Origin of the sequence: Frigidibacter oleivorans (genome assembly GCF_003993775.1) — a bacterium.
GTDB classification, from domain to species: domain Bacteria; phylum Pseudomonadota; class Alphaproteobacteria; order Rhodobacterales; family Rhodobacteraceae; genus Frigidibacter; species Frigidibacter oleivorans.
Window position 1 is genome coordinate 94202 of record NZ_RJRZ01000007.1, and the last position, 11831, is coordinate 106032.

The 11831-nt window shown below is 70.6% G+C and carries 13 protein-coding genes; 11 read left to right on the forward strand and 2 right to left on the reverse strand.

The genetic code is table 11. The annotated features are described in order from the left end of the window. Positions 1 to 43: 43 nt before the first annotated feature. The 4 genes from EEY80_RS10890 (at position 44) to ilvN (ending at position 4638) form a co-directional block, all read left to right on the forward strand. Positions 44 to 880 carry an arginyltransferase gene (locus EEY80_RS10890; protein ID WP_126976592.1) on the forward strand — a complete coding sequence of 279 codons (837 nt, stop codon included), beginning with the start codon at positions 44 to 46 and terminating at the stop codon, positions 878 to 880. Positions 881 to 1007: 127 nt separating this feature from the next. Continuing rightward, positions 1008 to 1943 carry a calcium/sodium antiporter gene (locus tag EEY80_RS10895; RefSeq protein ID WP_126976593.1) on the forward strand — a complete coding sequence of 312 codons (936 nt, stop codon included), beginning with the start codon at positions 1008 to 1010 and terminating at the stop codon, positions 1941 to 1943. 289 nt (positions 1944 to 2232) lie between these two features. After that, positions 2233 to 3987, forward strand: a complete 1755-nt coding sequence (locus tag EEY80_RS10900; protein WP_126976594.1) for an acetolactate synthase 3 large subunit — start codon at positions 2233 to 2235, stop codon at positions 3985 to 3987. 90 nt (positions 3988 to 4077) lie between these two features. Beyond that, positions 4078 to 4638 carry an acetolactate synthase small subunit gene (gene ilvN, locus EEY80_RS10905; protein WP_126976595.1) on the forward strand — a complete coding sequence of 187 codons (561 nt, stop codon included), beginning with the start codon at positions 4078 to 4080 and terminating at the stop codon, positions 4636 to 4638. A 33-nt stretch (positions 4639 to 4671) separates the two neighbouring features. Here the strand turns inward: ilvN and EEY80_RS10910 are convergent, their stop codons facing one another. Next, on the reverse strand, positions 4672 to 5211 hold the full coding sequence (locus EEY80_RS10910; protein ID WP_126976596.1) for a hypothetical protein: 540 nt from the start codon (positions 5209 to 5211) through the stop codon (positions 4672 to 4674). A 426-nt stretch (positions 5212 to 5637) separates the two neighbouring features. On the opposite strand from EEY80_RS10910, the gene EEY80_RS10915 reads away from it, so the two are divergent. The 3 genes from EEY80_RS10915 (at position 5638) to EEY80_RS10925 (ending at position 8004) form a co-directional block, all read left to right on the forward strand. Next, the gene (locus tag EEY80_RS10915) at positions 5638 to 6180 is read left to right on the forward strand and encodes a PRC-barrel domain-containing protein (protein WP_126976597.1); all 543 of its coding nucleotides are present in this window, start codon (positions 5638 to 5640) and stop codon (positions 6178 to 6180) included. Positions 6181 to 6268: 88 nt separating this feature from the next. Further along, on the forward strand, positions 6269 to 7618 hold the full coding sequence (locus EEY80_RS10920; protein WP_205749092.1) for an NAD(P)/FAD-dependent oxidoreductase: 1350 nt from the start codon (positions 6269 to 6271) through the stop codon (positions 7616 to 7618). A gap of 104 nt (positions 7619 to 7722) precedes the next feature. Further along, the gene (locus EEY80_RS10925) at positions 7723 to 8004 is read left to right on the forward strand and encodes a hypothetical protein (protein WP_126976598.1); all 282 of its coding nucleotides are present in this window, start codon (positions 7723 to 7725) and stop codon (positions 8002 to 8004) included. A 99-nt stretch (positions 8005 to 8103) separates the two neighbouring features. On the opposite strand, the gene EEY80_RS10930 is transcribed toward EEY80_RS10925, so the two are convergent. Next, positions 8104 to 8337 carry a hypothetical protein gene (locus EEY80_RS10930; protein ID WP_126976599.1) on the reverse strand — a complete coding sequence of 78 codons (234 nt, stop codon included), beginning with the start codon at positions 8335 to 8337 and terminating at the stop codon, positions 8104 to 8106. Between the two features lie 257 nt (positions 8338 to 8594). Between EEY80_RS10930 and EEY80_RS10935 the strand changes: the two genes are divergently transcribed. From EEY80_RS10935 to accB, 4 genes are all read left to right on the forward strand, one after another. Then, positions 8595 to 8948: a hypothetical protein gene (locus EEY80_RS10935; RefSeq protein ID WP_126976600.1), complete on the forward strand. Its 354-nt coding sequence runs from the start codon at positions 8595 to 8597 to the stop codon at positions 8946 to 8948. Then, the gene (locus tag EEY80_RS10940; RefSeq protein ID WP_126976601.1) at positions 8945 to 9250 is read left to right on the forward strand and encodes a hypothetical protein; all 306 of its coding nucleotides are present in this window, start codon (positions 8945 to 8947) and stop codon (positions 9248 to 9250) included. Before EEY80_RS10935 ends, EEY80_RS10940 begins: the two co-directional genes overlap by 4 nt. Positions 9251 to 9334: 84 nt before the next feature. After that, positions 9335 to 11161 carry an ABC-F family ATP-binding cassette domain-containing protein gene (locus EEY80_RS10945; protein ID WP_126976602.1) on the forward strand — a complete coding sequence of 609 codons (1827 nt, stop codon included), beginning with the start codon at positions 9335 to 9337 and terminating at the stop codon, positions 11159 to 11161. A gap of 187 nt (positions 11162 to 11348) precedes the next feature. Next, on the forward strand, positions 11349 to 11831 hold the full coding sequence (gene accB / locus EEY80_RS10950; RefSeq protein WP_126976603.1) for an acetyl-CoA carboxylase biotin carboxyl carrier protein: 483 nt from the start codon (positions 11349 to 11351) through the stop codon (positions 11829 to 11831).

The window sequence follows — 11831 nt, forward strand, 5'->3', positions numbered from 1 at the left end:
CCAGCACTGATCGTTCGGGTTATCACGGGACCGCCGCCTTTCCATGCGTCACACGCTGCCGATCGCGCCCCAGTTCTATGTGACGGCCCCGCAGCCCTGTCCCTATCTGGACGGGCGGGCCGAACGGAAGCTGTTCACCGCGCTGCAGGGCGACACCGCCGGGCGGCTGAACGACGCGCTGTCGAAGCAGGGCTTCCGGCGGTCGCAGAACGTGCTGTACCGGCCCTCCTGCGCCGATTGTACCGCCTGCCTGTCGGCGCGGATCCGGGTCGCGGATTTCCAGCCCTCGCGCACGCAGCGCCGCACGATGAAGCGCAATGACGACCTGCGCCGCGAGGCGACCAGCCCCTGGGCGACCGAGGACCAGTATGCGCTGTTCCGCCGCTATCTGGACAGCCGCCATGCCGATGGCGGCATGGCCGACATGGACATCTTCGAATTCGCCGCGATGATCGAGGAGACGCCGGTCAAGACGCGGGTCATCGAATATTCCGCCGCCCCGCCCGACGGCAGCCGCAAGCGCCCGCTGGCCGCCGTCTGCCTGACCGACGTGCTGGATGACGGGCTGAGCATGGTCTACAGCTTTTACGACCCGGACCGGATCGCCGACAGCCTGGGCACCTACATCATACTCGACCATGTGGCGCTGGCCCGGCAGGTGGGGCTGCCTTACGTCTATCTGGGCTATTGGGTGCCCGGCAGCCGCAAGATGGGCTACAAGGCCAATTTCGCCGCGCTGGAGATCTACAAGGGCGGCAGCTGGCAGCCCATCGGCGACCCGGCCAGCCATACCGGCGAGACGCATCCCCTGTCCGTCGATCCCATCGCCGAACAGGTGGCGCGGATCGCCCTGCCCGACACCCGGCCGGTCAAGGGCTGACGCCCCGCCCCGGCGGCCGCGGACGCGGTATGTCGCGCCCGCAACAGGCGGAAATGTCGCGCCGAAACCACCTTGATCCGGCCCGCCCCCGCCCCAAGTCGGATGAAACCATCCGCTAGGGGGACATGTGACCTATTTCCTGCTGCTGCTCGGCCTTCTGGGCCTGTTCCTGGGGGGCGAGCTTCTGGTGCGCGGCGCCGTCGGCATCGCCCGGACCTTCCGCCTGTCCCCGCTCGTCATCGGCCTGACCGTCGTGGGCTTCGGCACCTCGATGCCCGAACTGCTGGTCTCCGTCTCGGCGGCGGCCGGGGGCAATCCCGGCATCGCGATGGGCAATGTCGTGGGGTCGAACATCGCCAACATCCTGCTGATCCTCGGCGTCGCCGCGCTGATCTCGCCGGTGCGCATGGGCTTTGCCGACCTGCGTCGCGACCATGCGGTGATGCTGGCCGCGACGGTGGCGCTGTGGCTGGCGATCTTCGGGGGCCTCCTGTCGCGGATCGAGGGGCTGGCGCTGGTGGCGGGGCTTCTGGTCTTCCTCACGCTGGCGCTGCGCAGCGGCAAGGACGCCCCGGCCGAAGCCGGGGTCGACGCGGGCGACGTGCTGCCCCCGCCGCCGCTGTGGCGCGCGGGGCTGATCACGCTGGCGGGCCTTGCCCTGCTGGTGCTGGGCGCGCGGTTCCTGGTGGACAGCGCCACGATCATCGCCCGCGATTTCGGCGTGTCCGAGGCGGTGATCGGCCTGACCATCGTCGCGGTGGGCACCTCGCTGCCGGAACTGGCGACGACGGTCGTCGCCGCCTTCCGCCGGCAGGCCGACATCGCGGTGGGCAATGTCGTGGGATCGAACGTCTTCAACATCCTCGGCATCCTCGGGATCACCGCGCTGATCGCGCCGATCCCGGTCGATCCGCGGTTCTTCCGGCTGGACGTGCCGCTGGCCCTGGCGGTTTCGGCGGGCCTGGTCGCGCTGTCCTGGGCGCTCGGCCGGCTGGGGCGGATGGCGGGCGCGGCGCTGCTGGCGGCCTATGGCACCTATGTGGTGACCATCGCCGCCGTCTGACCGGTGCCCGCGTGCGCCGGCCGATGGCCCGGCGCGCACCACCCCGGCGCAACAAAAAAACGTCAGACTGCCCCGCCGCGACACTTTCCGCATGACTTCGCGCTTGACGGCCCCCGGCGCCCTACCTATTGAAGGGCGCACGAGACATGAAGGGAACCGCAGCGATGGCGCGGATCGTAGTCCTTGTAGGGGAGTGGCGCATGGGCCGGTAACGGCAGGACCATGACGGTTCCCCATGCGCCCCCGCCCAGTCGGGGGCTTTTTGTTGCGGATTTGGCAGGAGACGGCGATGCAACGGCAGATGACCGGCGCGAGGATGGTGGTTCAGGCGCTCAAGGATCAGGGCGTCGAGGTGGTGTTCGGTTATCCGGGCGGCGCCGTGCTGCCGATCTATGACGAGATCTTCCAGCAGAACGACATCCGCCACATCCTCGTCCGGCACGAACAGGGCGCGGTGCACATGGCCGAGGGCTATGCCCGCTCTACCGGCAAGCCCGGCGTGGTGCTGGTGACCTCGGGTCCCGGCGCCACCAATGCGGTGACCGGCCTGACCGATGCGCTGATGGATTCGATCCCGCTGGTGGTGCTGTCGGGACAGGTGCCGACCTTCATGATCGGCACCGACGGGTTCCAGGAGGCCGATACCGTCGGCATCACCCGCCCCTGCACCAAGCACAACTGGCTGGTGAAGGACACCGACCGGCTGGCCGAGACGTTGCATCAGGCCTTCCATATCGCCACCTCGGGCCGGCCCGGCCCGGTGCTGATCGACATTCCGAAGGATGTGCAGTTCGCCACCGGCAGCTACAGCGGCCCCGCCGAGGCGCGCGTGTCGCATTACCGCCCGCGCACCGAACCCGAGGCCGAGGCGGTGGCGCGGCTGGTCGAGCTGATCGAGACGGCGGAGCGCCCGGTCTTCTACACCGGCGGCGGCGTCATCAATTCCGGCCCCGCGGCCTCGCGCGCGCTGCGGGAACTGGTGGATGCCACCGGCTTCCCCATCACCTCGACGCTGATGGGCCTCGGTGCCTATCCGGCCTCGGGCAAGGGCTGGCTGGGGATGCTGGGGATGCACGGGCTCTACGAGGCCAACCTCGCCATGCATGGCTGCGACCTGATGATCAACCTCGGCGCGCGCTTCGACGACCGCATCACCGGGCGGATCGCCGATTTCTCGCCCCGCTCGACGAAGGTGCATGTCGATATCGACCCCTCCTCGATCAACAAGGTCATCCATGTCGACCTGCCGATCATCGGCGATGTCGGGACGGTGCTGGCCGCCGCGCTGGAGGCATGGACCGCGCGCGGCCGCCGCGTGAACGGCGCGGCGCTGCAGAAATGGTGGGGCCAGATCGAGCAGTGGAAGCTGAAGAACTGCCTCGCCTATGCGCCGTCGAAGGCGACGATCAAGCCGCAATATGCGTTGCAGCGGCTGGAGGCGCTGACCAAGGGCCGCGACCGCTATATCACCACCGAGGTCGGCCAGCACCAGATGTGGGCGGCGCAGTTCCTGGGCTTCGAGGCGCCGAACCGCTGGATGACCTCCGGCGGGCTCGGCACCATGGGCTATGGCCTGCCGGCCTCGATCGGGGTGCAGATCGCCCATCCCGAGGCGCTGGTGATCAACGTCGCGGGCGAGGCGTCGTGGCTGATGAACATGCAGGAGATGGGCACCGCCGTGCAGTTCCGCACGCCGGTCAAGCAGTTCATTCTCAATAACGAACGGCTGGGCATGGTCCGCCAGTGGCAGCAATTGCTGCATGGCGAGCGCTACAGCCATTCCTGGTCGGAAAGCCTGCCCGATTTCGTCAAGCTGGCCGAGGCCTTCGGCTGCAAGGGCATCCGCTGCGACAACCCCGCCGATCTGGACGAGGCGATCCTCGCCATGCTGGACCATGACGGGCCGGTGATCTTCGACTGCCTGGTGGAAAAGCACGAGAACTGCTTCCCGATGATCCCCTCGGGCAAGCCGCACAACGAGATGCTGCTGGGGGATGCGGCTGTCGCGGGCGCGATCGAGGCCGGCGGCGCGGTGCTGGTGTGACGGCTGCGGGGGGCTGCGCGCCCCCCGCCCCCACCCCGAGGATATTTCCGAAGAGAAGATGGGGCATCGCGCCCCGCGAGAGAGGGACCGATGTCCGCACTGAACATCAAGAAGGGCTCGACCAGCCATTCCGCCTATGACCTGCGCGATCCCCATGCCGAGGTGGTGGAAAGCCACACGCTCGCGGTGCTGGTCGACAACGAGGCCGGGGTGCTGGCGCGGGTGATCGGGCTGTTTTCCGGCCGGGGCTACAATATCGACAGCCTCACCGTCGCCGAGATCGACCACAAGGGCCACCGGTCGCGGATCACCGTGGTGACGCGGGGCACGCCCGCGGTGATCGAGCAGATCAAGGCACAGCTGGGCCGGCTGGTGCCGGTGCACGAGGTGCATGACCTGACGGTCGAGGGCGCGGCGGTCGAACGCGAACTGGCGCTGTTCAAGGTGCGGGGCACCGGCGACAAGCGGATCGAGGCACTGCGGCTGGCCGAGATCTTTCGCGCCAATGTGGTGGATTCGACGCTGGAAAGCTTCGTGTTCGAGATCACCGGCACCATCGAGAAGATCGACGCCTTCGCCGAACTGATGCGACCGCTGGGTCTGGTGGACGTGGCGCGCACCGGCGTCGCGGCGCTGCCGCGCGGGTTCTGAACCGGGGCGCGGGGCGTCATGGGCCGCGCCGCGTCAGACGCCGCGCGACCGCGCCATCCGCGCGGCAAGAGCCGCCTGCAGCGAGGCGAGGTTGCCCCCGCCTTCCTCGGCCGGCTGCGTCCGGGGCGTCCGCATCATCCCCTGACCGACGGGCACGGGGGCAAAGGGCGCGGGCGGGAAGGCCGGGCGTTCCGGCCGCCACGGCTTGCGCTCCGGCTCTGAAACGGTCTCTGCGGCGGCGGGCGGAAGGTCGGCCTCCGGCCGCGCCGGCGCGGCGGCGCCGTTCGCCGCCGCCTGCACCTCTGCCGCGGCGGCCGTGGCGAGCAGGCGTTCGGGCAGGTATTCGGCCCAGCGACCCGCCACCGGCTCGGCCCGGGTCACCAGCCGCAACCCGCCCGCCTGTTCGGTCGCCACCGCCATCAGCGCGCCCTTTGCGGGCCAGCGCGGCGCCGGCCGCTCCGGCGCAGCCGCCAGCGCCCCACGGCCGCGCAGATAGGCCACGGGACCGTGATCCTCGCACCACAGCACGGCTTCCTGCCGCAGCGCATTCGACCAGACAACCACAGCCAGCATCACCGGCCCTCTCGCTGCACGGACGCAGTTCATGCAAGGTGACGCCCCGCGGCCCTGCAGCCGCATATCCGGAGCGCCGAAACGTCCTCATCCCCTTTCGACCTATGGGGCGGCGGGAACCGGGGTCAATCTGTCCCGAAGTATCTTTCTGACCATACTTATGTCTTGGGGCGTCGATTTCTCGGCCCGGGTCAACCGGTTGGGGCCCGGGCGACATCCGGTTCTTTTTTGATCCGCCCGCCGTCTGGAACCGGCGCTGACGGCGGGACCGGGGCCGACGGGCCGCCCACCGGCAGGGCTTCGCCGCATCGCGCCGCCGCCGCGAACCTTCCGCGGGTTTGCGCGTTACGCCCCCGACCATCAACATGCGACGCGCCCAAGATCCGCCATCAGCCCCGCCACCCGCCATCCGGATCGGAGACCCGCTTGACCGTCCTTCCGCCCCTCGCGCGCCCCGGGCGCGGCCGACACGGCCTGCTGCTGGCCCTGCTGCTCTTGTCCGGGCTGAGCGTCGCCACGGCGCAGCCCCTGTCCGTCATCCGCCCGGCCGAGGCCTCGCCCGCGGAGACGACGGACCAGCCCGCCGACGCGGGAATGAGCGAGCAGGCCCTGCGCGCCCTGACGCTTCGCGATGCGACGGGCCGCGCCCTGGGGCCGGTGACCGACCTCGTCTTCACGACCGGGGCCGAGGGCCAGCGCATCAGCCATCTGATCGTCGATATCGGCGGCCTGCTGGGGCTGGCCGCGCATCGCGTCGCCGTGCCCTATGCCGCGCTGCTGCTGCTGCCGGGCGAGGGGCGGACGACGGCGATCGTGCCCTGGACGCAGACGCAGTTGCTGTCGGTGCCGGCCTGGAACCCGGACGATCCCGCCACGCTGGGCCTGCGCGGCGCGGCACCGCGTCCGCTGGGCGAGGCGGAGGCCGCAGCCGATGATCTGGCCGCGCCCGGCGGCGAGGCCCCCGGCTGATCCCTGAACCGGCCGGACCGACCGGACGGGAACATCGGCGGGGCCCGGGGGTTTGGGCGCCGAACGACGTGATCCGGCGGGAGAATCCGTGTCCCCCACAGCCCGACATCCACGCCGCGACCCGCTGGCGCGTGCCCCCGATCTGGCGGCTACGGTGGTGATCGTCGGCGGCGGTTTTGCCGGGCTGGCCTGTGCGCAGGCGCTCGGCCGCGCGGGGGTGGATGTGCTGCTGATCGACCGGCGCAACCACAACCTGTTCCAGCCGCTGCTCTATCAGGTGGCGACCGCCGCGATCTCGCCTGCCGATATCTCCGAACCGATCCGCCGGACGCTGGCCCGGTACCGCAGCATCCGCGTCATCATGGCCGAGGCGACGGGGGTCGAGGCCGATGCGCGCCGGCTGAGGCTGGCCGACGGCCGCGCGGTGATCTTCGACCGGCTCGTGCTCGCCCCCGGCTCGGGCTATGACTATTTCGGCCATGACGACTGGCGCGCCCATGCACCGGGGCTGAAAAGCGTCCACGAGGCGCGGCTGATCCGGCAGCGGCTGCTCGTGGCCTATGAGCGCGCCGCCCAGGTCGAGGATGGCGAGCTGCGCCGGGCGCTGCTGACCACGGTGATCGTCGGCGGCGGGCCGACGGGGGTGGAGATGGCGGGGGCGGTGGCGGAACTCGGCCGCTTCCTGACCGCGCGCGATTTCCCGATGCTCTACCCCGATGACCTGCGCGTGCTGCTGGTGGAGGCCGGCCCCCGCATCCTCGCCGCCTTTCCCGAAGACCTCGCCACCCATGCGGCCGAGGCGCTGCATGACGACCGGGTGGAGATCTGGACCGGAACCCGCGTGACCGAGATCGGACCCGATCACATCGTGGCGGGCGGGCGGCATGTCCAGGCGGGGTGCATCGTCTGGGCCGCGGGGGTCAAGGCCGCCCCCGTCGCCGATTGGCTGGGGGTGACGCCCGGACCGGGCGGGCGGGTCGCGGTGGACCCCGACCTGTCGCTGCCCGGACGGCCGGAGATTTACCTCTTGGGCGATGCCGCGCTGTGCATGGGCGCGGATGGCCGCCCGCTGCCGGCGCTGGCGCAGGTGGCCCGGCAGCAGGGCGCGCATCTGGGGCGCGGGCTGGCGCGGCAGCTGAAGACCGGGGCGCCGCTGCAGGCCTTCCGCTATCGCAACCGCGGCGACACCGCGGTGATCGGTCGCGGCCAGGCGATCTTCGACTGGGGGCGGCGGCGGCTGACCGGGCGCCTCGCCTGGCTGCTGTGGGCAATCGTCCATGTGGCGCTGCTGGTGAATTTCGAGAAGCGGGCGCTGGTATCGCTGCAATGGGCGATGCGGGTCGCGACCGGCCAGCGCAGCGCCCGCCTGATCGACGAGACCGGCGCGCGGTCGCTGCCCGCCAGCACCGATGACAGCGAGACGGGGGCGGATGGCTGATCGCCATCGACCGCGCGGACGAAGGCCCGGAACGTGAAGGCCCGGAACGTCCGGCCCGGGCTGGCTGTTACTATGGGGAAGACCACAAACCGAAAGGAAATCCGATGTCCACGTTGTCGAGAGCCCTGCCCGTCTTGGCCCTTGGCGGGATCGGCTATCTGCTGGCCACGATGCGCAGCACCCGCGCCCCGGCCGCCGCCGCCCGCACCACCTCGCTGCCCGCCCCCCGCGCGCAGCAGGACGACGCCACCGCCAGCCCCCCGGCCACGCCGGAGGTGCGTACCGCCGGCCGGAAAGAGATGAGCAACCCGCCCCGGCACTGGGACGAGGTGGACGAGCGGCTCGACGAAAGTTTCCCGGCAAGCGACCCGCCGGCGAGCTACTGAACCCTGCCCCCACATGACTGCGGCGCCCGGGATGACCGGGCGCCGCTTTCGTTTCCGTGGTTGGTCCGGGGCGTGGTACGCGCCCGTGGAAGACGCCGCCTAGAACAGCAGCGCCATCACCAGCACCACGATCAGGATGCCGCCCAGGATCGCGATGGCGCGGCTCGAGGCATCGTCGGCAATCTCGATCTGCGGCACCGGAATGGCCCGGCGGACTCCGGCCAGCCGCGCGCCGCGCCGGGGCGGGTTGTCGGCAAGGGCCATGGCTTCAAGATGCGTCGAGCCGGTCATCGCCGGACGACGCGGATAGGATGTCGGGCTCATATCCGGCATCGGTCTGCTCCGTCGCTGAACCTGTGTTGGAGAGGTAACCCCCTGCTGGTCCTTTGCGTTCCCCGCGGCCTGCCGGTCGGCGGCGGACAGCCGGTCCGGAGGAGGCCGCGCGCGGACGGCGGGGCAACAATGGGCGGCAGGCGCGCAGCGGCACGGAACATCCCGGCGGGGTTCCGGGTTGGCCCGCAACAGGTTCGGGCCGCAATCGCCCGCACCATGGAAACAATGACTTTGACACGGATTTTTCGGAGGCTGACATGTCCGCACCGCAGACCAACATCGAAAAGCAGAAGCGGCGGCATTCCGCGCCCCTGATCGGCATGATCGCCGTCGTCCTGTTCGGCGTCGCGATGATCGTCTGGTGGGGGGTCGAGCAGGCCGCCCGTGCCCCCGGCCCGGACAGCGACGAGAGCCAGGTCGACGCGGACAACAATGCCCCGGTGCTGGACGCCACCCCCGCCCCGGCCACCGACACCGCCGGCGGCGAGGCCAGTTCGGGCGGCGGCCAGCCCGGCGTGGCCGTCGGGACGGATGGCGCCACCGGCACCAGCGCCGGCAGCGCGCCCTATGTGGGTGGCGAGCCCCCCGCCGGCAGCGAGGTCGGGCAGTGAGCGGTCCGGACGGAAAGGCAAACGGGGCGCTGGAGGTGGACCCTGACCGGTTGCTGCGGCTGGAGGCGCAGATCCTCGCGCAGCGGCGCCTGATGATGCGGCTGATCGCCGTGTCGGGTCTGGCGCAGGACCTCGAGGCCGCCCTGGCCGAGCGGGACACGTTCGCCGGGCATGACGAGGATCCGGGGCTGATCCCGGATCAGGCCTTCGCGCTGCAGGCGGCGCTGGCCGAAGAGAACCGCAGGCTGGGTCAGGAACTGGCGGGGGTCGCCGCCGGCCTGACCGCCGGCCCCGGGCGCTGAGCAGCCCTGCACCTGCCCTCCCGGGTCGCCGCCGCGCGCGGCGGCCCGTTGACGCCGCGCCACGGCCCGCTTAAGCCCCGGCGCATGGCACGCGCACCCCTTCTACAGCTTTCCGGCATCTCGCTGACCTTCGGCGGCAACCCGGTCTTCGACGGGCTCGACCTCGTGGTGCAGCCCGGCGACCGGGTGGCGCTGGTGGGGCGGAACGGCTCGGGCAAATCCACGCTGATGAAGGTGATGGCCGGGCTGGTGGAACCGGATGCCGGCCTGCGGGTGATCCCGCCCGGCGTGACGGTGGGCTATATGGAACAGGAACCCCGGCTGGAGGCCTATCCCACGCTCGGGGATTACGCCGCCGAAGGGCTGGCGCCCGGCGACGAGTGGAAGATCGCGGCCCTGTCGGAAGGGCTGAAGTTCCGCCCCGAGGCCGAGTGCGCCACCGCCTCGGGCGGCGAGCGGCGGCGGGCGGCGCTGGCCCGGCTGCTGGCGCGCGAGCCGGAGCTGATGCTGCTGGACGAGCCCACCAACCACATGGATATCGAGGCGATCGGCTGGCTGGAACGCCATCTGTCCGACACCCGCGCCGCCTATGTGCTGATCAGCCATGACCGCGCCTTCCTGAAGGCGCTGACCCGGGCCACGCTGTGGATCGACCGGGGCGAGGTGCGGCGGCAGGAACGCGGGTTCGAGCATTTCGAGGACTGGCGCGAGGAGGTCTGGACCGCCGAGGACGAGGCCCGCCACAAGCTGGACCGCAAGATCAAGGCCGAGGCGAAATGGGCGGTCGAGGGCATCAGCGCCCGGCGCAAGCGCAATCAGGGCCGGTTGCGGGCGCTGGCCGCGATGAAGGCCGACCGCGCCGGCCAGATCCGCCGGCAGGGCACTGCCGCGATGGAGCTGGAATCGGGCCAGACCTCGGGCAAGCTGGTGGCCGAGGCGAAGGGGCTGACCAAGACCTTCGGCGACAAGACCATCGTGAGGGATTTCGACCTGCGCATCCAGCGGGGCGACCGCGTGGCCTTCGTCGGGCCGAACGGGGTGGGCAAAACCACGCTTCTGAAGCTGCTGACGGGCGAGATCGCGCCGGACGCGGGTACGGTCCGGCTGGGCACCAACCTCGACATCGCGGTCTTCGATCAGGCGCGGGCGACGCTCGACCTGTCGATGACGCTGTGGGACGGCATGGTGAACGATCCCGACATGGCGGTGTCGGGGCGCAACGATCAGGTGATGGTGCGCGGCGTCGCCAAGCATGTGGTGGCCTATCTGAAGGACTTCCTCTTCGACGAACAGCAGGCCCGCGCCCCCATCGGCTCGCTCTCGGGCGGCGAACGGGCGCGGCTCTTGCTGGCGCGGATCATGGCCAAGCCCTCGAACCTGCTGATCCTCGACGAGCCGACCAACGATCTGGATGTCGAGACGCTGGACCTGTTGCAAGACATCCTCGGGGATTATGACGGCACGGTGCTGCTGGTCAGCCATGACCGCGATTTCATCGACCGGGTGGCCAACACCACCGTGGCGATGGAGGGCGACGGGCGCACCACCGTCTATGCGGGCGGGTGGAGCGACTATCAGGCACAGAAGGCCGCGACCGCGCCCGCGGCCCCCGCGTCCCAGCCCGTGCCGCCGGCGCCTTCGGCGGCGAAATCCGCGACCGCCGCCGCGGCGGCGGCACGGAAATCCGGCCTCTCCTTCACCGAAAGGCACCGGCTGGATGCCCTGCCCGGCCAGATCGCGCGGCTGGAGGCGGAAATCGCCAAGCTGAACGATCTCTTGGCCGATCCGCAGCTGTTCTCGCGCGAGCCGGTGAAGTTCCGCAAGGCGACCGAGGCGCTGGCAGACCGTCAGGCGGCGCTGAACGCGGCCGAGGAGGACTGGCTCGACCTCGCCGAACGCGCGGACGGGTAAGGTCCGCCTGCCGCAGGGGCAGCATCGCCCGGCGCCGGCGCGAAATGCGGCAGGGCCCGCCTTCGACCGGGTTCGACCGGGACGCGGCATGTCGCGGCTTTTCACCACGGATGGCGTGGCGTATAAGGCCCACGACGCCGCGGACCCCGCACCAGACGGGGCGCGTGACCCTTCTGCTGAGGACGGCATGACGAAACATCCCCACGATACCGACGTCGCGTTCATCCAGGCTCTGGCCGAGCTTCTGAACCAGAACGAACTCACCGAACTGGCGGTCATGCGCGAGTACGGCGAGAACGACAGCCTGGAAGTGAGGGTGGTCAAGCAGCAGACCGTCATCGCCGCCCCGGCGCCGGCCTATGCCGCGCCCGCCGCCGCACCGGCCCCGGCCGCCGCCCCCGCCGCCCCGGCGGCGAGCGAGGATCCGGCCAAGCATCCCGGTGCCGTCACCTCGCCCATGGTGGGCACGGTCTATCTGGCCGCCGAACCCGGCGCCAAGGCCTTCGTGACCATCGGCGACCAGGTGAAGGAGGGCCAGACCCTGCTGATCGTCGAGGCAATGAAGACGATGAACCACATCCCCGCCCCGAAGGCCGGCACGGTGAAGCGGATCCTGGTCGAGGACGGCACCCCGGTCGAGTACGGCGCGCCCCTGATGATCGTCGAGTGA